At 72.1% G+C, this 19,275-nt stretch carries 17 protein-coding genes; 7 read left to right on the top strand and 10 right to left on the bottom strand.

What is annotated here, in order from left to right; all coding sequences use genetic code 11:
* Positions 1–29: 29 nt before the first annotated feature.
* Positions 30–680: a nucleoside/nucleotide kinase family protein gene (locus BM290_RS07395; protein ID WP_093611395.1), complete on the bottom strand. Its 651-nt coding sequence runs from the start codon at positions 678–680 to the stop codon at positions 30–32.
* Positions 681–815: 135 nt separating this feature from the next.
* Here BM290_RS07395 and BM290_RS07390 point away from each other — a divergent pair, with 135 nt between their 5' ends.
* Positions 816–1,712: a ScyD/ScyE family protein gene (locus BM290_RS07390; RefSeq protein WP_093611393.1), complete on the top strand. Its 897-nt coding sequence runs from the start codon at positions 816–818 to the stop codon at positions 1,710–1,712.
* 276 nt (positions 1,713–1,988) lie between these two features.
* Here BM290_RS07390 and BM290_RS07385 read toward each other — a convergent pair whose 3' ends face one another.
* Positions 1,989–2,651, bottom strand: coding sequence for a hypothetical protein (locus BM290_RS07385; protein WP_093611391.1), 663 nt, complete (start codon positions 2,649–2,651; stop codon positions 1,989–1,991).
* A 238-nt stretch (positions 2,652–2,889) separates the two neighbouring features.
* On the opposite strand from BM290_RS07385, the gene BM290_RS07380 reads away from it, so the two are divergent.
* Positions 2,890–3,693 carry a polysaccharide deacetylase family protein gene (locus BM290_RS07380; protein WP_093611389.1) on the top strand — a complete coding sequence of 268 codons (804 nt, stop codon included), beginning with the start codon at positions 2,890–2,892 and terminating at the stop codon, positions 3,691–3,693.
* Entirely contained in the window at positions 3,690–4,739 is a 1,050-nt protein-coding gene (locus BM290_RS07375; RefSeq protein WP_093611387.1) for a glycoside hydrolase family 26 protein, read from the top strand. The genes BM290_RS07380 and BM290_RS07375 overlap by 4 nt, the downstream gene beginning before the upstream one ends.
* Here BM290_RS07375 and BM290_RS07370 read toward each other — a convergent pair.
* Genes BM290_RS07370 through BM290_RS07345 form a run of 6 tightly spaced genes read right to left on the bottom strand, consistent with a single transcriptional unit; the run spans position 4,729 to position 12,174 of the window.
* Positions 4,729–5,820 carry a glycosyl hydrolase gene (locus BM290_RS07370; protein ID WP_093611385.1) on the bottom strand — a complete coding sequence of 364 codons (1,092 nt, stop codon included), beginning with the start codon at positions 5,818–5,820 and terminating at the stop codon, positions 4,729–4,731. The genes BM290_RS07375 and BM290_RS07370 overlap by 11 nt on opposite strands.
* Before the next feature lie 24 nt (positions 5,821–5,844).
* Positions 5,845–6,621, bottom strand: a complete 777-nt coding sequence (locus tag BM290_RS07365; RefSeq protein WP_093611383.1) for a DUF1616 domain-containing protein — start codon at positions 6,619–6,621, stop codon at positions 5,845–5,847.
* The gene (locus BM290_RS07360) at positions 6,618–8,981 is read right to left on the bottom strand and encodes a hypothetical protein (protein ID WP_143133649.1); all 2,364 of its coding nucleotides are present in this window, start codon (positions 8,979–8,981) and stop codon (positions 6,618–6,620) included. Before BM290_RS07360 ends, BM290_RS07365 begins: the two co-directional genes overlap by 4 nt.
* Positions 8,982–9,033: 52 nt before the next feature.
* Entirely contained in the window at positions 9,034–10,356 is a 1,323-nt protein-coding gene (locus BM290_RS07355) for a glycosyltransferase family 2 protein (protein WP_177319624.1), read from the bottom strand.
* Positions 10,353–11,315: a glycosyltransferase family 2 protein gene (locus BM290_RS07350; protein WP_177319623.1), complete on the bottom strand. Its 963-nt coding sequence runs from the start codon at positions 11,313–11,315 to the stop codon at positions 10,353–10,355. The genes BM290_RS07355 and BM290_RS07350 overlap by 4 nt, the downstream gene beginning before the upstream one ends.
* A 34-nt stretch (positions 11,316–11,349) precedes the next feature.
* Positions 11,350–12,174 (bottom strand): glycosyltransferase family 2 protein, encoded by an 825-nt coding sequence (locus tag BM290_RS07345; RefSeq protein ID WP_239143256.1) that lies wholly within the window; start codon positions 12,172–12,174, stop codon positions 11,350–11,352.
* A gap of 940 nt (positions 12,175–13,114) precedes the next feature.
* Here BM290_RS07345 and BM290_RS07340 point away from each other — a divergent pair.
* The 3 genes from BM290_RS07340 (at position 13,115) to BM290_RS07330 (ending at position 16,291) form a co-directional block, all read left to right on the top strand.
* Positions 13,115–14,050: a sulfotransferase family protein gene (locus BM290_RS07340; protein WP_093611375.1), complete on the top strand. Its 936-nt coding sequence runs from the start codon at positions 13,115–13,117 to the stop codon at positions 14,048–14,050.
* 67 nt (positions 14,051–14,117) lie between these two features.
* Positions 14,118–15,029: a glycoside hydrolase family protein gene (locus BM290_RS07335; RefSeq protein ID WP_093611373.1), complete on the top strand. Its 912-nt coding sequence runs from the start codon at positions 14,118–14,120 to the stop codon at positions 15,027–15,029.
* Between the two features lie 278 nt (positions 15,030–15,307).
* Positions 15,308–16,291 (top strand): serine/threonine-protein kinase, encoded by a 984-nt coding sequence (locus tag BM290_RS07330; protein WP_093611371.1) that lies wholly within the window; start codon positions 15,308–15,310, stop codon positions 16,289–16,291.
* A 10-nt stretch (positions 16,292–16,301) separates the two neighbouring features.
* Here the strand turns inward: BM290_RS07330 and BM290_RS07325 are convergent, their stop codons facing one another.
* Both BM290_RS07325 and BM290_RS07320 read right to left on the bottom strand, forming a co-directional pair.
* A complete protein-coding gene (locus tag BM290_RS07325) occupies positions 16,302–17,174 on the bottom strand; it encodes a universal stress protein (RefSeq protein ID WP_177319622.1) in 873 nt (290 codons plus the stop codon).
* Positions 17,171–18,685, bottom strand: coding sequence for an amino acid permease (locus BM290_RS07320; RefSeq protein ID WP_093611369.1), 1,515 nt, complete (start codon positions 18,683–18,685; stop codon positions 17,171–17,173). The genes BM290_RS07325 and BM290_RS07320 overlap by 4 nt, the downstream gene beginning before the upstream one ends.
* A 226-nt stretch (positions 18,686–18,911) precedes the next feature.
* On the opposite strand from BM290_RS07320, the gene BM290_RS07315 reads away from it, so the two are divergent.
* Entirely contained in the window at positions 18,912–19,265 is a 354-nt protein-coding gene (locus BM290_RS07315) for an STAS domain-containing protein (RefSeq protein WP_093611367.1), read from the top strand.
* The last annotated feature ends 10 nt before the right edge of the window (positions 19,266–19,275 follow it).

Here is a 19,275-nt window from a genome sequence, read left to right as displayed (position 1 = left end):
TGCGGCGGCGGAATTCGCTGAGCCGGCTCTCAGCTGGGAGACAGGACACCGACGATCAGGTCGGCCCGCTCCCGCGTCGGCACGATCAGCTCGGCGTTGCGCTCGTCGGTGCCGGTCGCCCACGCCACCGCGGCCTCCCGCGGCTTGCCGTACCGGACGTGCCGCTCGATCAGCCGCCGCAGCCGCTCGGCGTTCTCCAGCTCCGCATACCAGACCTCGGTCAGCAGCTCCCGGACCGGGCGCCAGCGGGGCTCGTCGAGCAGCAGGTAGTTGCCCTCGGACACGATCAGCCGGGTGCTCCGCGGCACCGGGATGCTCCCGGCGATCGGCTGCTCCAGGGTCCGCTCGAAACCCGGGGCGTAGATCATCTCGTCGCGGTCCTCGATCAGCCGCCGCAGCAGTGCCGCGTAGCCGTACGCGTCGAACGTGTCCGGGGCGCCCTTGCGGTCCCGCAGCCCGAGCCGGTCCAACTCGACGTCGGCCAGGTGGAAGCCGTCCATCGGCACGTGCGCCACCCAGTCCGCCCCGAGCCTCGGCGGCGGATCGGCCGACAGGGCGCCGACCAGCTCGATCGCCAGGGTGGTCTTGCCGGCCGCGGGTGGCCCGGCGATGCCGAGCACCGCCCGCCGCCCGTCCTCGGCCAGACCGCGCGCACGGGACACCAGTTCGGCGAACGTCATGCGCCGACCGTACCGGTAACCCGCCCGAGGGTCGGATCTCCGACTCCGGGAGGCCTTGAGCCGTTCGGGCGATATGCGCCCCGTGGGCGTTCCGTCGAGCCTGTCCGAGGAGAGTCGACTACACGGGGGTTCTAGTTGCTCACAATCCGTTCATATTTTGCTGTCCTGGGGCTGCTGATCGCCGGTCATGCCGACCCCGGGCTCCCGCTGACCGGCCGGCCATCGGTCGAGATCGTCGCCCGCGGCCTGGACAATCCGCGTGGTCTCACCTTCGGCGGGCGCGGCGAACTCTACGTCGCCGAAGCCGGCCGCGGCGGGGCGGCCTGCCACCCCGGCGCCGACGGCGGCCCACTCTGCTCCGGCCCGTCCGGAGCCGTCACCGTCGTCGAATTCGGCCGCCAATGGCGAATCCGCTCCGGCCTGCCGTCCGAGGCGTCCCCGGCCGGCACCGACGCCGCCGGTCCGTCCGACGTGACGATCGGCCCCGACGGCGAACCGCTGCACACGGCCACGTCCGGCCCGTCCGGCCTGCACCGGGACGGCGCCCTGCTGGCCGCGCTGCCGTCACCCGTCGCGGTCGCGGACACGGCGATCCTGGACGCCGCCGAGCGCCGGCTGGTGCGGCTCGCGCCCCGCGGGCGGCTCCGGACGATCGCCTCCTTCGACGCTCCGGCGGCGCCGAGTTCGGTCACCGTGGGCCCGGACGGCGCCTGGTTCGTCGGCGAGAGATTCGACCCCTCCGTGGTACGCCCACCCGCCGCCCGTATCTGGCGAGTCGCCCCAGGCCACCCACCCGCCGTCTGGGCAACCGGCTTCACCGGCGTGGTCGATCTGGCATGGGGCCCCGACGCCCGCCTCTACGTCCTCGAAGAGAACGCCCTGACCAGCATCGACGCCCAGGGCAGCCGCCGCCTGATCGCCACCAGGGGCCTGACTTCCCCGGGCGGCCTGGCAATCCGCGGCGGCTACGCCTACATCACCATCTGCAGCACATGCCGCGACACCGGAGCCGTCCTGCGCCTGCGCCTGTGACACCTCCGCCGCCCGTCCGTGCACGAGTGCCGGCCGGTCCGGGTGCCGTTCCGGGCTCGTGGCCGCAGCCGCCCGCCGCGGATCGTCGGCCGTGTGCGGTTGCCGGTGTGGCTCTCACCGTTGTCTCCACGCACTTGAGACAACGGTGAGAGCCACACGGTGCGGGGTGACGGTGACCCATCGCTTTCGCCCGAGAGGCGCGCTGTCGGGCGGGAGGACGGCCTGCGTCGCGTGGTGGCCACGGGAGCCGGCGTAGGCCGTACCGCTAAGGGGTCATCAGGGTTTGTTGCGGAGCCCGAGCCGAAGGCCGGCGACGCCCGCGGGGGAGAGCGGCCGCGCGGTGGCCCGGGTGAGGTCGGAGTGGATGGCGTCGGGGAGTTCGTCGCCGAGGGCGCACAGTGCCGGGAAGAGGTCGAGGACCTGGCGGTGGCTGAGCGCGCCGACCCCGATGAGTAGGCCGTTCAGTGCGGTGGGGCTCTGGGTGAGGCTGATGCAGAGTTCCTGGCGCCACGCCGGGTCGTGGACGTGGTCGGGGAATTCGCGGGCGATGCGGTTGCCGGAGGGGGCACGCAGGCCGCCGAGCGCGGTCTGCCGGAAGCGGGCGACGCTCGGGGCGAGCCGGCAGGCGATGCCGAGGCGCCGGGCCAGCTGGGGGACGGTGAGCACGTCGAGGCCGGAGGCGCACCGTTCGCAGAGCCGCTCGTACGTCTGCGCGTGAATCACCGACGCGGGGCGCTGGCAGGCGCCGTCGAGGCCGCATATCGGGTCGAGTATCACCTCGGTGAGGGTGCCCTCGTGGTCGAAGCGGCCGACCGCGAAGTAGGTCGCCGGGGCGGTGCGGTAGTGGGCCAGTGCGGCGCGGGCGCTGGCGTAGCCGTCGGGGTCCACGCCGATGCGTGGGACGCCGCTTTCGGTGTGCAACTGAATGAGGCGGAACATGGTGCGCGCTCCCGGGGTTTAGAGCGGTTTCGGTGTTGCCCTCCGATACGTCTCCGGTTGGCCTTCGGTTCACATATCACTTTGAGTGATGATCGTGTGACGCCGTTTGCGCTGGCCGGAGACGTGGAAGGCCTCGGACATTACTGGCTGTAGTGTGAAAAGGCCAGAGGTCCAGTCGAAAGGAGGACCCGACGAGGCGGTCACAGCGGGTAACTTTGGCGGCCGGAAAGACAAGATCATGGGGGAGGACGCGGTGACCACGCTGCCCGCGCTGATGTACCACTCGGTCTCCACGGTCGGTGGCCCGTTGCGTGACCTCGCGGTGCCACCGGAACGGCTGGGCGAGCAGCTCGCCGCCCTGACCGGCGCCGGATACCGCCTGGTCGGGCTGACCGAGGCGCTCGACCTGCGGGCGGCCGGCAGCACCGAGCGGATGGTCGCGCTCACCTTCGACGACGGCTACCGCGACTTCCTCACCGAGGCCGTCCCGGCGCTGCGGAAGGCCGGCGCCGGCGCCACCCTCTACGCCTCCGTCGGGCATCTGGGCGGGCACGCCGGCTGGCTCGGTCGGTACGCCGGCGACTTCGGCCCGATGCTGACCTGGGACGAGCTGGACGAGGTCGCGGCCGCCGGGATCGAGATCGGCAACCACAGCCTCGTCCACCACCCGCTGGACGTGCTCTCCGCGGCACAGCTGCGCGACGAGGTGGTGAGCAGCCGGGATCAGCTGGAGCAGCGCCTGCAGCGGCGGGTGCGGTCGTTCGCGTATCCGCACGGCTACCACAGCCCCCTGGTCCGCCGGGTCGTCGAGCGCTCCGGCCACGACAACGCCACCGAGGTCGGGCGCCGCCCGCACACTCCGGCCGAGCGGCGGTTCGCGGTGCCGCGGTTCCAGCCGACGCCCGACCACACCGGCGCCGACCTGGTCGCTCTGGTCGCGCAGACCGCGGCGACGCCGGCCGCACGGCTCCGTCAGTGCGCCCAGCCGGGCTGGCGGATGGTTCGCAAGCTGGCCCGTAAGGCCGGCCGGGACCTGACGTGACCGGCGGGCACCGGCGCCCGCCCGAGGGCGGGGTGACCCGGCGGGGCCTGCTCGGCCTGGCCGGGCTGGGCGCCGCGTCGTCGGCCGGCGTCTTCGGCATGTGGAAGACCGCGTCCCGCCAGGCCCCGCTCACGGTCGGCGGCACCCCCGCGCCGTCCCCGTCGGTGACCCCGTCGCCGTTCGCCGAGGCGGCCGGCGACCTGGGCGGGACCGTGCGGTTCGTCCCGGGCAAGGCGATGCTCGGTTCCTACCTGGGGCTGGACGGCCTGACCTACCCGGAGGCGGCGAAGCTGCGCCGCGAGCAGCTCGGCCGGGACCAGCGGATCACCCACGTCTTCTACGCCTGGGAGGACAAGCTCCCGGACCGGATCGAGGGGATGCCGAAGAACGCGGTGCCGATGGTGTCGTGGCGCGGCCCGAAGTACGCCGAGATCCTCGACGGTGACGCCGACGACCTGATCGCCGCGGCCGCCCGGCGGATCCGTGATCTCGGCCGGCCTGCCCTGCTGCGCTGGGGCTGGGAGATGAACGGCGACTGGTACCGGTGGGGCGGGGCCAAGAACGAGCAGGACACCGAGGGGTACGTGAAGTGCTTCCGGCATCTGCGGAAGGTCTTCGACGGCGAGGGCGCCGACAACGTGTCCTGGGTGTGGAGCCCCAACTGGAACTCCAGCCCGAAGCAGGAGTGGAACCGGATCGACGCCTACTACCCGGGCGACGACTACGTCGACTGGGTCGGTGTCTCCGGCTACAACCTGCACCGGGAGGCGCCGGCGACCCTGTTCGACCCGGTGTACGCGAAGTATTCGCCCCGCAAGCCGATCATGATCACCGAGGTGGGGTCGAAGGACTACGGCGGCGCCACCAAGGCGGACTGGATCCGGCAGCTCACCGCCTACGTGGAGCAGCGGCCGGCGATCGGCGGGGTGGTGTGGTTCGACACCGACACGCACCCGAGCTATCCCGAGCACTGGCGGCTGGACTCGCTGCCGGACGCGGCCGCCGCGTACCGGGAGATGGCCGGGAACCCGCGGTTCAGCGGCTGAACAGCTCCCGGTACACCTGCGACGAGCCGGTGTTCGGCAGGCACTTCGGATCGTCGGGCCGCAGGATCGCCGACTGGGAGACGGTGCCGTCGCAGCGCTGGAACCACGCCTCGTACGCCAGGTACGGGGCGTGGGCGGCGAACCAGGCGTGCATCCACCGGACGAAGTCGGGGTTGTCCTTCCCGGCGTCCCCGGTCGGCATCACCCCCCACTCGCCGACCGAGAACGGCTTGCCGTGCGCGCGGGCGAACGCGAACAGCCACTCCAGACCCTCCGGCGCCGCGGCCGTACGATCGAAATCGGTCTTCGTCGGTGACCAGGGGTGGTGGTCGTAGTTGTCGATGCCGATCACGTCGACGTACTCGTCACCCGGGTAGCAGTTGGTGCTCAGGCCGCCGCACAGGTCGGCCGGAGTGTTGTGCGCGTTGATCGTCCAGTCCAGCGTGACCTGCGGGTTCGCTGCCCGGAGCGCGGTCGCCGCCCGGCGGTAGCAGCCGATGTAGGCGTTCGTGTCGAGGCCGCGCCAGGCCATCGAGGACTCGTTCATCTCCCAGCCCAGCCGCACCACCGAGTCGCCGCGCCCGTGCCGGACCATCAGGGCCCCGAAGTCGCGCCAGTGCTGGTCGTAGTCGCCGGCCGCGCACTTCGCCAGCAGCGCCTCGCCCCGGTCCGGCACCAGCGCCTGGGAGATCACCAGGACACCGTCGAAGCCGGCGAACGACTCGAACACCCAGGCCGAGTTCCGGGTCATCGACTCGTAGTCGGTGCGGTCGGTGTAGGTCTGGGCCATCCCGCACGGCCGCCCGCGATCGGCGCAGAATGCGGTCACCGACGCGGTGTCGAGCAGCGGGAAGCCGTTCACGCCGGACAGGCCGTCCGGTCCCGGCCAGGCGCCGGCCGGGCGGGGCAGCGCGATCCGGGCGCGGGCCGAGCGGGGATCGGCCGCCGACGCCGACGCCGACGCCGACGCCGATGCCGATGCCGATGCCGATGGTTGCGGCGCGGGCGCGTCGGCGGCCGGGGTGCAACCGGTGGCCAGGAGGGCGGTCACGGCCGCGGCCAGCCGGCGGCGAGACGGCATGCGAGCGACTCCAGGTCTGCGGTGTCAGGGGACTGCCGAGATGATCAGCGTACGGAACGCGGCCGCCTCGCCACCGCGGAACAGGCCGACCGTCACCCGCTGATCACCGGGCACGCTGACCTGCCCGGACCAGTCGCCGGCGCCGTCCGGTGTCACGTCCTGCCGGCTGACCTCGACCCCGGCCGGGTCGCTGACCACCATCGTCCATGTGCCCGCGGCCAGCCCGGTCGCCGTCACCGGTACCGCCCGGTTGCCGTCGGCGTCGACCGGGCCGGGCGGCTGTGCGGACAGGGTGCTCACCGGCACGTCGTAGGTGTTCACCGAGTCGGCGTACGACCACACGCCCGCCCCGGCGACCAGCAGCACCGCCAGGGTGAGCGGCAGCACGTCCCGGATCAGCCGGTCCTGCGTGTTCCGCGCGACCGGCGGCGGCTTGCTCCCACCGGCCGGCGCCGGCCCGGCCCGCAGCGTCCGGTAGTAGGCGGCGCCGGTCGCGATCAGCGTGGTCACCGCGCACACCAGGGTCCAGCTGGCCCGGTTCAGGTGGCCGCCGGAGCTCCACAGGATCAGGCCGCCCAGCACCAGCACGGCCAGGCTCAGCGACGGCACCAGCACGGTCCGCTCCACCACGCCGATGTCGCGCCGTCCGGGCCGGAAGATCGCCTCGGTGAGCGCGAACCCGGGCAGCACGAACACGAGCAGCAGCCCGCCCGGCAGGGACACCGGCAGCGGCCCGAACTCGGCGGCGACCGACGCGGCGACGGTCAGCCCGGCCAGCGCTCCGGCCCGTACCGGGCTCATGTGGCCTCCCGCCGGTAGATCCGCACCACGCCGTTGTCGTAGACCCGGGACATCTCCGGGATCAGGTCGAACTTGCCGAGCTGGGCCTCGCTGAGCGGCCGGATGATCCGCCCGGCCATCGGGTCGTCCTGGAAGTACGCGTTGTCCACCGGCACCGACTCGCTCAGGCGCCGGTCCACCACCAGGTAGTCGATCGCCAGCTGCCGGGCCGTCTCCTCCTCGGTCTCGGACCACCAGTCCGCCCAGTAGAGCGGGCCGACCTCGCGGACCGGGTCGGTCCGGCCGTACGTCGAGGAGAGCGCCACCGCGGTGATGTCGCCGCCGACGCGGGTGTGCGGCGGCAGATTCTCCGACTGCCAGTGAGCCGAGTCGACCCCGTAGGCGTCCACCGACCGTTCGTAGGCGGCCGGCATGTACGGCCCGGGCACCAGCGCCGACACCGGTGGCCAGCCGCCGGTCCGGGCGCCGACCATGAGCAGCGTGATCAGGGTGGTGCCGACGTACACCTGGTTGGTCAGCCGGCGCCCGGTGGTGATCGCGACTCCCGGCGGCGGCACGGACAGCCAGCGGCGGCCGTTCTCGTCCTTGTCCGGGATGATCCGTACGGCGTGCACGATCGCGATCGCCGCGATGATCGACATCGGGACGTAGGTGAACGTCGACAGCCGGCCGGCGATCTCCGGGCCGCCGGAGCCGAGGAAGCGGGCCCCGTTGCCGGCGAAGAACACCGCCCCGCCGACGAGCGCCGCCCAGCGCCAGGTGTCCCGGTCCTTGCGCAGGATCATGTCGCGGGCCACCGCGAGGAAGAGCACGAGCAGTCCCAGCAGGCCCAGGCCCTGCACGGCGAGCTGGGTGAGCGGCACCGGCTCGCTGGCCCCGGCGGGCGCGGCGGCGCCGCCGAACATCTGGCTCAGCGAGGCGGCCAGCCGCTGCACCGGCCCTTCGAGGTACGCGATCACGTCGCGCGCCACCAGCCCGATCCAGGCACACACCACCGCCAGCGCGACGGCCGCCGGGATCAGGGTCGCCCAGGGCCGCGGCCGGTCCAGGGCCAGCTCCGTGACGGCGAGCAGCAGCAGCGTCGCGACCAGCGCGAACGCCGTCACGTGGTGGCTGACCGTGGTCATCGCGATGCCGACGGCGGCCATCGCCAGGAACGTGGGCCCGCCACCGGTACGCCAGCGGCGGTGCGCCCAGACGGTCATCATGAAATAGGGGAGGGCGGCTGTCGCGTACAGGAACATCGAATTGAAGAAGAGATAGTGCATGGCCGTCGCGTAGGTCACGCAGGCGACTCCGGCCATCGCCGGGGAGTTGCTGGCCCGCAGCACGGCCGCGAAGAGCAGGCCCACGAAGATCAGGTGGGCGAACCCGGCCACGATGACGCCGGCCGCGGTCACCGGCAGCCCGGTGAGCAGTGACACCCCGGCGCCCATCTCGGCCAGGCCGGGGAAGTGCACGGCCGGGGGCAGCGCGTTGTTCTGCCGGAACAGGTCGCCGGACTCGGTGATCAGGGTGGTGGCCAGCCAGTGCTGCAGCTCGTCGGGGAACCGGAACTGGTCCGGGCTGTACATCCACTTGAGCATGTACTGGTTCGCGGCCAGGCCCATCACCAGCACGAACGACTCGGCCACCCCGGCCAGCCGGCTCAGCAGCCGGAAGACGACCGGGGAGAAGACGATGACCTGCCCGGTCCAGTAGGCGGCCATCGCCCAGCCGGTCTCGTGGCGGCCGCCGGCGTAGGCGAGGGCGACCAGGACCACACCGAAGCTGGAGATGGCGAGCACCCACGGCGCCCAGCCCAGCGCGTAGACGTCGCGCGGGCGGGGCGCCGGTTCGGCGGGCAGCCGGAGGACGACGGTCTCGTCCTCCGGCTTCCTCCTCGCCGTCGCCGGGGGCTGCGGCAGGGTGATGACCACGGTCTCTTCGCCGGCCTGCTTGCGGACCGTGGTGAGGGCGCTGACACCGGCCTTCGCCTTGACACCGGCCTTCGCCTTGACGCCGGTCTTCGGCGCGTCGGGCAGGCGGATGATGACCGTGTCGTCGCCGGGCTTCCGGACGGCGGCGGCCTTCAGGATGACGGTGTCGTCGCTCTGTTTCGCGGCCGGCTCGGCCACCTTGATGACGACCGTCTCCTCGCCGGGCGGTTTGGACTCCGCACCGGCCGCCTTGTTCTCCGTGCCGGGCGGCTTGTTCTCCGCACCGGCCGCCTTGTTCTCCGTGCCGGGCGGCCTGATGACGACCGTCTGCTCACCGGGCGGCGGCTTGTCGTCGGCGGCCGTCTCCTGCGGGGGTGCCGGTTCAGCGGTCACCGCCTCCTCCGGCGCCCCATCCTCGGCGGGCGTCGGCTGGTCCCCCATGAAAAGACCCTCCACGGTCACGGTTGTCGGTGCGGGCGCCGCCCGCGATCGGTCAGCGGGCAGCGCGCTGCTTCGCCCGGGCCGCGCGGCGTCCTCGCAGGTACGCACCCGGTCCGGCCATCATCCCTCGCCGGTTGGCCGTGAGCAGCTCACGTGGGAAATCGTCCTGCAGAGTCGACACCCGCAGGCTGTCCGCGCCGGTGAGATCACGCAGCGCCGTCGGGGCCAGCCGGATCAGCGGCCACAGCAGTCCCGGGCGTCCCAGCAGCAGCCCGGTGTACGCGGCGGTCAGCCCGGTGCCGTACCCGACCATCTGCTTGTGCAGGCCCTCGAAGTCGCGCCGGTGGAAGTGGTGGGTCACCGCTGTCGGCTGGTAGACGATCGTCCCGCCGGCCAGCAGCACCTTGGTGAAGGCGAGGGTGTCCTCGGAGCCCATCGCCGGGGTGCCGGCGCCGAGCGCGGTGTCCCAGCCGCCGATCCGCTCGATCACGCCGGGCCGGAACGTCATGTTCGCGCCGGTGCCGAACGGCGGCAGCGGGTAGAGCGGGCTCTGCAGGTGCGCGGTGTGCGGGCCGAATGTGGCCGGGGTGAAGCCGCGGCCCTTGCTGTGCCCGCCGAACTGCTCGAACCAGACCTGCGCCCGGGTCTCCAGCTCGGCCGGGACGATCACGCCGGAGATCACGTCGGCGTCCGGGTTGTCGACCAGCGCGCGGGCCACCTCGGCCAGCCAGTACCGGTCGGCCAGCTCGTCGTCGTCGAGCCACGCCACGATCTCGCCACGGGTGGCCGCCTCGGCCGCGTTCCGGGCGAACGACAGGCCCGCCTTCGGCTCCCGCAGGTAGTCGATCCGGCCACGGCGGGCCGCCGACCGCACCACCTCGGCGGTCGCCTCGGTGGCCGGCGCGTTGTCGACCACCAGGATCCGGGCCGGCATGTAGACCTGGGCGAGCAGGCTGTCCAGGCAGCGGGCCAGCGCGCCGGGCCGCTCCCGGGTGCAGATCACCACGGTGATGTCCGGCGCAGCGGCCAGCGCGGCGCGGCGGCTCGCCAGGAAGGCGGGCTCGCGGTCCGGGACGATCCCGGTGTACGGCACGGGCGCCCCGTCGAGGCGCGGGCGCAGCACCTCGCCGAGCGCGGTGTCGATCGCCGCGGCCAGATCGCGGGGGGACAGGCCCCGCTCCGGCACGTCGACGAGCAGCGTGCCGAGCGGCTCGGTGAAGAGCCGGACCAGCGCCCAGGCCTGCTGGACGCGCCGGCCGTCGGGCGCGGTCGCTGCGATGGCGGGCAGCGGCTCGGCGAGGTCGAGGTCGAGGACGACGGCCGGCAGGACGCCGGTGTCGTCGAGCCGCGGAGCGGCCGGGAACGTCGCGGTCACGGGGTGGCCTCCACCGGGGTACGACGGCTGGGCCGCCGGGAGCTGACGGTTTCGACGACGCCACCGAACCCGGCGGCGGCGACACCGGCGACGACACCGCCGGCACGCAGGAAGTGGTCCGATCCACGGCCGGACAGGCCGGCCATCAGGTGCCGGACCATCGCCCGGGGCAGCGACCACAGGTAGTTCTTCTCGGCGCCCAGGGCGTCGTTCTCGTGCAGGCCGGCCATCTGGACCTTGCCGCGGCCCTCCGCGTAGCAGCGGCGCACGAAGAACCGGAAGCTCGCCCGCTCGGCCGGCACCTCGTGCTGGATGACGGCGTCCGGCACGTACATCCAGCGACCGCCGCTGACCTGGCTCATCCGCAGGCACAGGTCGGTGTCCTCGGGCCGGTTGCGGGAGCCGAGCTTGCCGAAGCCGACCCGGAACCCGCCGGCCCTCTCGAAGACGTCCTTGCGGACGATCATGTTGGCGGACCAGACGTTGCGGATCGGTGAGGTCCGGGTCGGCATTCCGGCGTACGACCCACCGACCGCCCACAGGAACTCGGCCGGCATCCAGCGCGGCGCCCGGCCCTCCCAGGCGGGCCGGATCGCGCCGCCGGTGCCGACCACTGCCGGGTCGGTGAACGGCTCGATCTGGCGGGCCAGCCAGTTCTCGTCGGCGATGATGTCGTCGTCCAGGAACGCGATCAGCGGCGTCCGGGCGTGGAAGGCGCCGGTGTTCCGGTTGCCGGAGACACCCTGGGCGTACGCGTTCTGCAGCACCGTGATGCCGGGCATCTCATGCTGGATCCGCTCGAACATCGCCGGGTTGTGGTCGACCACCACGACGATCTCGGCCGGCGTGTGGGTCTGTGACCGGGCCGAGGCGAGCACCCGGTTCAGGTACTCCCAGCGCACCTCGGAGTAGGTCGGGATGACGATGGTCGTGGCGAGGGGGGTGTTCAGGGGGTTCACGGGGGGAGGGCTCCTGTGGCTCGTCGCGTCTCGTTCAGTCGTCGAGCGGGACTCGTGACCGGCTGGTCCGATTGAGCGGCGCCGATTCCCGGCGGGGGTCGGTGACGTGCCGGGACGCGGACGGGCGGGCCTGCGACCGGGGCTTCGCCGGGGAGAGGCGCAGCGACTCGACGAACGGGCGCAGCCCGCGCCGGCGACGGCCGTTCATCCGGCCGTACTCGCTGAGGATGGTCCGGAGCACCCGGAAGCCGTCCTTGAAGGTGTTGAGGTTGCTCTGCCCGAAGATCCGCTCGTGCTCGATGCTGCCGACCTCGCCGACCCGGAGCTTCTCGGCCACCGCGCGGATGTTGATCATCGTCTCGATCTCGAAGCCGTCGCCCCACAGCTTGCGGCCGTCGGCCGGGCGGGGCAGCGTCACGTCCGGCAGGTCCAGGGCCGGCACGACCGAGCGCCAGAAGGCGTTGTAGCCGTAGCAGAGGTCGGTGAAGTGCGTCCGGAACAGGACGTTCACCACCAGGTTGAGGCCGTCGTTGCCGAGCTTGCGCAGTCGGGTGATGTCGTGGCTGTGGCCGCCGTGGCTGAACCGGGAGCCCTTCACGAAGTGGTCGCCGCGGATCAGCTTCTCGACGAAGAGCGGGATCTCGGCCGGGTCGGTCGATCCGTCCGCGTCGATCATCACGATGATGTCGCCGGTGCAGGCCGCGAAACCGCAGGCCAGAGCGTTGCCCTTGCCGGTCCGGGTCTGCTGCACGATCACCGCGTCCGGCCGGAGCTGACGGGCCACCTCGACGGTGCGGTCCCGCGAGCCGCCGTCCACCACGACCACCTCGGTGATCATCGGCGGCAGCTTGGCGAACACATGAGGCAGATTCCGCTCCTCGTTCAGCGTAGGAATGACGACGCTTACCGTCGGTGATTGCAGTCGGTCACTGTCAGTGTTCGTGTTCACGTGCGAGAACTCCATGTCGGTCCCTTCCGGGGGCGGCAATACGACCGGTGCGACGGGCTTCCCTGGCGGGGAATTCGCGGTCGCTCGCTTCGAGTGATCAACCTAGCAACGGATTACGCAGCGTCAACAGTCCGCCGAGGCCGAGCGGATCACAGTCACGTGAAGTCGCTGCTAGTAGCGCTGCCCGCATCGTGAAGGTTCCTGCCTGATGTGACTCTTTGTAATGGACATCGGCGGACTTGGGAGGGCGGCAGGGAACGTCTCCGACGAATACGCGAGATACCGGAGAAGTTCCTTAAATCCGGACAAGTCGGTTCGGTGGCGATTTCTACGAGCCGGCACACGGCAGTCACGCAGCGTGCGGTAGGTCGTCCGGTCGTGGTGAAGCTGTAGTTGCAGTCGGTGAGCGCTAGCATCGATCTGGTTGGAAGCGCGTGGCCTGCGTCGCTGTGAGCCGTTGGTGGAGTGATGGCGACTGAATCCGGACTCTGCGTCTGTGGGCACCCGTACCGGGCGCACGAGCACTACCGCTCCGGCACGGAATGTGCCCTTTGTCCTGCCGCGCGCTGCCGGCGGTACCGATCCGCGACGCCCTGGTGGCGGCGGCTCCCCGGCCTCGGCCGTTCGGGTGGCGGGTGATCGTCGCGCGCCCGCCGGGTCGGCCGAGGCGTCCCTCGGCCGCTCCGCCGGATCCGGGTCGACCGTCACTGGTCGGTTCGCTGTTTCTCGGCATACGCGCGGTCCGGAACGGGCATCATGGCCCCACAGGGTGTCCGCCACATGGGCGTTCCCGTGCGAAATCCTAGTGGATCTGTAGGCTAAGTCTCACTTTTGAGCCGAGGGGATCCACATGTCTCTTCCTGACTTCCTGATCGCCGGTGTGCCCAAAGCCGGGACCACCGCCCTGCACGCCGCCCTGGCCGGGCACCCCGACCTCTACCTCTCGCCGGTCAAGGAGCCGAAGTTCTTCCTCTCCGACGGCCCGCCGCCCACTGTCGGCGGCCCCGGCGACGTGCAGACCTACCAGGAGCACGTCTGGCGCCGCCCCGCCTACGAGAAGCTGTTCGCCGCGGCGCCGCCCGAAACCCTCAAAGGCGAGGCGACACCCTTCTACCTGTACGACCTGAAGGCCCACGACCGCATCAAGGCGCTCATCCCCGACGTGAAACTGGTCATCCTGCTGCGTGACCCGGTCGACCGCGCCCACTCCAACTGGACCCACCTGTGGGTGGCCGGCCTCGAGGAGGAAGCCGACTTCCTCGCCGCCTGCCGCGCCGAGGAGTCCCGCAAGGCGCGGCACTGGGCCGACTTCTGGCACTACATCGGGCTCGGGCTCTACGGGCGGCAGCTCCAGCACCTCTATCAGCGGTTCTCCCGTGAGCAGGTGCTCCTGCTGCGCTACCGCGACATCAAGGACAGCCCGGCCGAGACGCTGGACCGGGTCTGCTCCTTCCTGGGCGTGCGCACCGGCATCCTCACCGCGATCCCCAGGGAGAACGTCAACCGGCACTACGTCGAGGACAACGGGCTCAACCGGGTGCTGCGCGGGCTGCTGCGGGCCGGCGGCGGCTTCGGCCACCACTTCCCGGTGCCGCTGCGCCTGGCCGCCCGGGGCCCGCTGCTCACCCTGTTGCACCGGACGAAGGGGAACCGGCCGGTCACCACGCCCGAGGAGAGAGCCGCGCTGCTGCCCTACTTCACCGAGGACATCGCCCTGTTGCAGGATGTCACCGGCGAACGGTACGACGACTGGCTCAGTCTGGACCGACACGCCCGGGCCTCATAAACCCCATAAACCCGATAGATGATGCAAACTTGACGGGTTCGTCGCCCGACTACCCAGGGGAGCCGCGTTGACCATCGGAACCACCGCTCTGCCACTGCCCGGCTGGGACGACGCCACAGTGGTGGTCGAGCCGCCCGGATCCGAGCCGGGCGCCTGGTCCGGCGCCCCCAGCACGGTCCACGCCGATGGGCACGTCTATCTGGCGTACCGTCTGCGGCTCCCGATCGGCGCCGGCCGCGGGATCGCCAACGTGGTGGCCCGCTCGGCCGACGGGCTCACGTTCACCGTGGTCGCCGAGATCACCAAGGACCGGTTCGGCGCCGAGTCGCTCGAACGGCCCGCCCTGGCCCGCACCCCCGACGGGCGGTGGCGGCTCTACGTCAGCGCCGCCACCCCCGGCACCAAGCACTGGCGGGTCGACCTGCTCGAGGCCGACACCCCCGAGGGTCTCGCCGACGCCGAGCCCCGCACCGTGCTGGCCGGCGACGACACCGCCGGCGTCAAGGACCCGGTGCTGCACCACGACGAGCACGGCTGGCACCTGTGGGCGTCGGTGCACCCCCTCGAGTCGTGGGACGACGCCGACCGGATGACCACCGAGTACGCGACGAGCCCCGACGGCGTCCACTGGACCTGGGTGCGCACCGCGCTGGCCGGCCGCCCCGGCGAATGGGACGCCCGCGGTGTCCGCGTCTCGTCGGTCGTCGTCGACGGCGACCGGATCGTCGCCTCCTACGACGGCCGGGCGACCGCCGGGGAGAACTGGGAGGAGCGCACCGGTGTCGCCCACGGGGTGCGCCTGCCCGACGGCACGTTCGGCGCGCTCACCGCCGAGGACCGCGAGCCGGTCGGCAGCCCGCACGAGCCGCACGGCCTGCGCTACCTCAGCCTGGTCACGCTTCCCGGCGGACGGCAGCGGCTCTACTACGAGGCCACCCGGCCGGACGGGGCGCACGATCTGCGTACCGAAATATTCTGACCTGCTGTTGACTCAGGGTGATCGGCCGAGGGCGGACGATGACAGCTGAGAGCGCGATCACCCCAGGTGGGGGCCGGTTCCAGGCCTCCCGGGGTGATGACCTAACGTCGTCGTCGACGTCAGGTGGGCGCGAAAAACGGCCGCCCTGTCGAGTGGCGGAGCCCCACCCACAAGGTGATCGGCTCCGCCATTTCTCTGTTCCCGTGCGAGTGTGTGTTGTTTTGTGCCTGGTCCGGACGGGTAACGCCAGCCCCTGAACGTTGCGACAGGGGGTGCGAATGCGGACGCTGGGCGGCCGGTACCGGCTGGTCAACCGGATCGGCCTGGGCGGCATGTCGGAGGTGTGGCGCGGCCACGACCGGGTCCTCGACCGCCCCGTCGCCGTCAAGATCATGCACCCGGCCGTGGAGGGCACCCTCGGCGAGACGGGGGTCGCCCTGGTCCGCGCCGAAGCCCGCTCCGCCGCCCGGCTGGCCCACCCCAACGTCGCCGGGGTGCACGACTTCGGGACCTCACCCGGCGCCGAGCGTGAGGTGCCGTACATCGTGATGGAGCTCGTCGAGGGGCAGACCCTGAGCGAGCATCTCGCCGGCGGCCCGATCGACTGGCGCATCGGGGTGCGCATCTGTGCCGAGGTCGCGGCCGCCCTGGCCGCCGCCCACGCCGAGAACGTGGTGCACCGCGACATCAAACCGGCGAACATCATGCTCACCCCGTCCGGCGCGAAGGTCCTCGACTTCGGCATCGCCGCCGTCGTCGGATCCCCCGAGGTCGACCCGGACGGCCCCGTCATGGGCACCCCCGCCTACATCGCCCCGGAACGCTTCGAAGGCCACCCCGCCACCCCCGCCGCCGACATGTTCGCCCTCGGCACGCTGCTCTACCACTGCCTCGCCGGCCGCCTGCCGTGGTCGGCGCGCACCCACACCGAGATGGTGGTGGCCCAGCGCTTCGCCGACCCCGAACCGCTGCCGCACCTGGAGTTCCTCCCACCCGAGGTGCTCGACCTGTGCTCCCGCTGCCTGGCCCGCGACCCGGCCGAGCGCCCCACCGCCCTGGTGGCGGCCCTGCTGCTGGCCGAGGCTGTCGACGCCCGCGTCTACGTCCCTCTCCGCGGCCCGGAGCCGGTCGAGCGCCGCCCACCCACCATCTCGCCGTGGACCGAACGCGCCGCCGCTGCCCCGACCTCGGCCCTGGCCCCCGACCCGGCCTCGCCCCCTTCCGCCGACGACACCGACCACATCGGCCGCCACCGCGCCTAGCGTGAGCCGGTCAGGCGGCTCGGGGGACGACCACGACCGGGCGGCGGGCACGGCGCAGCAGGCGGGCCGAGACGCCGCCGAGCAGGACCCGGCGGGCCGGGCCGTAACCTCGGGAGCCGCAGAACAGGACGTCGACGTCGTCCATCTCGGCCAGGGACTCGACGACGTCGCCGGAGCGCAAATCCCACTCCACCGGGGTGCCGGGGACCGACTCGGCGGCCTTGCGCAGCGCCTCCTCGTACGACTCGCGTGCCGTGTCCAGGAAGGCCCGCTCGGCGTCCGAACCCAGCAGGAACGGGCGCGCCGCGTCGCCGTGCGCAACCACCGTGACCAGGCGTAACGGGGTTCCGGTGCGGGCCGCCAGGCGAGCCGCGGTGGTCAGGGCGGCCCGGCCGTCGGGGGTGTCCACGTAGGCGACGCCGATCCGGCCGAGCGTTCCGGGTGGGGTGGGCATGCCGGCGGGAGCCACCGCGACCGGGCAGACGCTGCCGGCGAGCAGGCGTTCGGCGGTGCTGCCGGCGAACGTCCGGGAACTCGGTGCTGCCGCCGCCGAGCCGACCGCGATCAGCGCCGCTCCCAGCTCCTCGGCCAGGTCGTGCAGGCCGTGTGCGGCCGAGCTGGAGGCGATCACCCGGTATTCGGCGGCCGGGGACGGCAGTGCTCGGGCGTCGTCGAGCGCGCGTTCCGCCGCGGCCCGGCGGTCGCTGATCCATTCGGCGTCGACGCGGCCCGAGCCGATCGCCGACGGGGCCGGGTGGACGGCGGCGACCACCAGCGGCGTCTCCAGGGTGGTGGCCGCCCAGCCGCCCAGGGTCACCGCGTCGGCGGAGGACGGGCCGCCGTCGACACCGACGATCACCGGGCCGGTCGCCGGGGCCGTCACGATCGGGTCCCGTCGTCGTCCGGGACGGAGGGAGCGGCTGTCCCGGACGGCGAGGCCGGGGAGCCCGGCGAGGCGGGGGACGTCGACGGGACGGCGTCCGGATCGGTGGCGGGGGCGGTGCGCAGCCGGGAGTGGCGGTGGCCGTAGGCGAAGTAGATCACCAGACCGACCGCGAGCCAGGCGACGAAACGCAACCAGGTGTCCCAGGGCAGGTCGGTCATCAGGTAGACGGCGAAGGCGACGCCGATCAGGGGGAGGACCGGGGACCACGGCACGCGGTACGGGCGGGGCATGTCCGGCCGGGTCCGGCGGAGCACGATCACCCCGATGTTGACCAGGACGAACGCGAACAGCGTGCCGATGTTGACCAGCTCGACGATGGTGCCGAGGGGGACCAGCGCGGCCAGGATCGCGATCAGGACGCCGAGGCCGATGGTCAGGCGCGCGGGTGTGCCGTACCGCTGATTGACGGTGGCGAGGCGGCGCGGCAGCAGGCCGTCACGGCACATCGCGAAGAAGATCCGGGTCTGGCCGTAGAAGATGACCAGGACCACGCTGGTGATCGCGACGACCGCCCCGAGCGCCAGGATCGCGGCCGCCCAGGTCAGCCCGGCGCCCTGGTCGAGGGCCGCGGCGAGCGGGGCGTCGGACTCCGACATCTGGGCGGGGCTGGCGATGCCGATCGCTCCGACCACGGTCAGCACGTAGAACACCGTGCAGATCACCAGCGATCCGAGGATCGCCAGCGGCAGGTCCTTGGCCGGGTTGCGGGCCTCCTCGCTGCCGGTGGAGACGGCGTCGAAGCCGATGTACGCGAAGAAGATGATCGCCGCGGCCGCGGTCACCCCGTCGACCCCCTCGGGCGCGAACGGGGTGAAGTTGTCGGTGCTGAAGTTGACGAACGCGACGGCGATGAAGAACACCAGCACGGCCAGTTTGATCACGACCATGATCAGGTTGACGCGTACGCTCTCGGTCACGCCGCGGACCAGGAGGAAGGTGATGGCCAGGACGATGAACACAGCCGGCAGGTTGAAGACGCCGCCGTCCTCGGGGGCCGCCGAGATCGCGTCCGGCAGGGAGTAGCCGAACGCCGCGTCGAGGAACGCGTTCAGGTTGCCGCCCCAGCCGACCGCGATCGCGGCGACCGACACCCCGTACTCCAGGATCAGGTCCCAGCCGATGATCCAGGCGACGAGTTCGCCGAGCGTGGCGTACGCGTAGGTGTAGGCGCTGCCGGACACCGGAATGGACGACGCCAGCTCGGCATAGGACAGCGCCGAGAACGCGCAGGCCACTGCGGCCAGCACGAACGAGAGGATCACTGCCGGCCCGGCCAGCGACGAGCCCTTGCCGATCACCACGAAGATGCCGGTGCCGATGATCGCCCCGACGCCCATGGCGGTCAGCTGGGTGGCCCCGACCGCACGTTTGAGCTGGGTGCCCTCCTCGGATGTCTCCGAGATCAGTGAACGCACGTCCCGTACCGCGAAGATCCCCCGCCCGGCCATCGGCTCTCCTCTCAGCAAGCTTCCAGCCACCGTCACCCCGGTTGCGGACGCGCCGCAAGATGATCGGCGCGATGCGCCGAAAGCCGTCCCTCCGGTTGCGGTTTCCACGACTTCATGAAGGCGAAACCCGTGCGGCGTACGCCGTGTGCGCCCCGTTTCCGGGCGGACGCGGGAGTCTGCGTGCCGAGGATGCGGACAAGCGGTTCGCCGGGGTCGGGAGCGTGTGATGAGCGAGGCCGCGATGACGGCACGACGGCAGGCCGACGGGGCGACGGTGATGGACGTGCGCGGAAGCCTCGACGTGACCACGGTGGACCGTCTGCGGGCGGCGCTGCTGGACGCCCTGCACCGGGACCGCCCCCGCGTGATGATCGTGGACCTGACCCTGGTGACGTTCATGGACTCCACCGGCGTCGGCCTGCTCGCCGGCGGCCATCAGTCGGCCCGTGACCAGGGCACCCGTCTCGTGGTCCGCAACCCCAGCGATTTCGTGCACCGCCAGCTCCGGATCACCGGGCTCGCCGCGCTGCTCGGGCTGCCGCCGGCCGGTGTGGCGCCGGGCTGGCGGATGGGCACGTGACGATCGTGCA

Origin of the sequence: Actinoplanes philippinensis, assembly GCF_900113015.1 — a bacterium.
GTDB lineage: Bacteria > Actinomycetota > Actinomycetes > Mycobacteriales > Micromonosporaceae > Actinoplanes > Actinoplanes philippinensis.
Note: the sequence above shows the minus strand (reverse complement) of the source record. Positions and strands in the feature narration are given on the sequence as shown.

Coding starts and splice junctions, on each gene's coding strand:
- BM290_RS07330 (WP_093611371.1), top strand. CDS start 15,308: ATGCGGACGCTGGGCGGCCGGTACCGGCTGGTCAACCGGATCGGCCTG.
- BM290_RS07385 (WP_093611391.1), bottom strand. CDS start 2,651: ATGTTCCGCCTCATTCAGTTGCACACCGAAAGCGGCGTCCCACGCATC.
- BM290_RS07360 (WP_143133649.1), bottom strand. CDS start 8,981: ATGGGGGACCAGCCGACGCCCGCCGAGGATGGGGCGCCGGAGGAGGCG.
- BM290_RS07380 (WP_093611389.1), top strand. CDS start 2,890: ATGGGGGAGGACGCGGTGACCACGCTGCCCGCGCTGATGTACCACTCG.
- BM290_RS07395 (WP_093611395.1), bottom strand. CDS start 680: ATGACGTTCGCCGAACTGGTGTCCCGTGCGCGCGGTCTGGCCGAGGAC.
- BM290_RS07320 (WP_093611369.1), bottom strand. CDS start 18,685: ATGGCCGGGCGGGGGATCTTCGCGGTACGGGACGTGCGTTCACTGATC.
- BM290_RS07370 (WP_093611385.1), bottom strand. CDS start 5,820: ATGCCGTCTCGCCGCCGGCTGGCCGCGGCCGTGACCGCCCTCCTGGCC.
- BM290_RS07365 (WP_093611383.1), bottom strand. CDS start 6,621: ATGAGCCCGGTACGGGCCGGAGCGCTGGCCGGGCTGACCGTCGCCGCG.
- BM290_RS07340 (WP_093611375.1), top strand. CDS start 13,115: ATGTCTCTTCCTGACTTCCTGATCGCCGGTGTGCCCAAAGCCGGGACC.
- BM290_RS07315 (WP_093611367.1), top strand. CDS start 18,912: ATGAGCGAGGCCGCGATGACGGCACGACGGCAGGCCGACGGGGCGACG.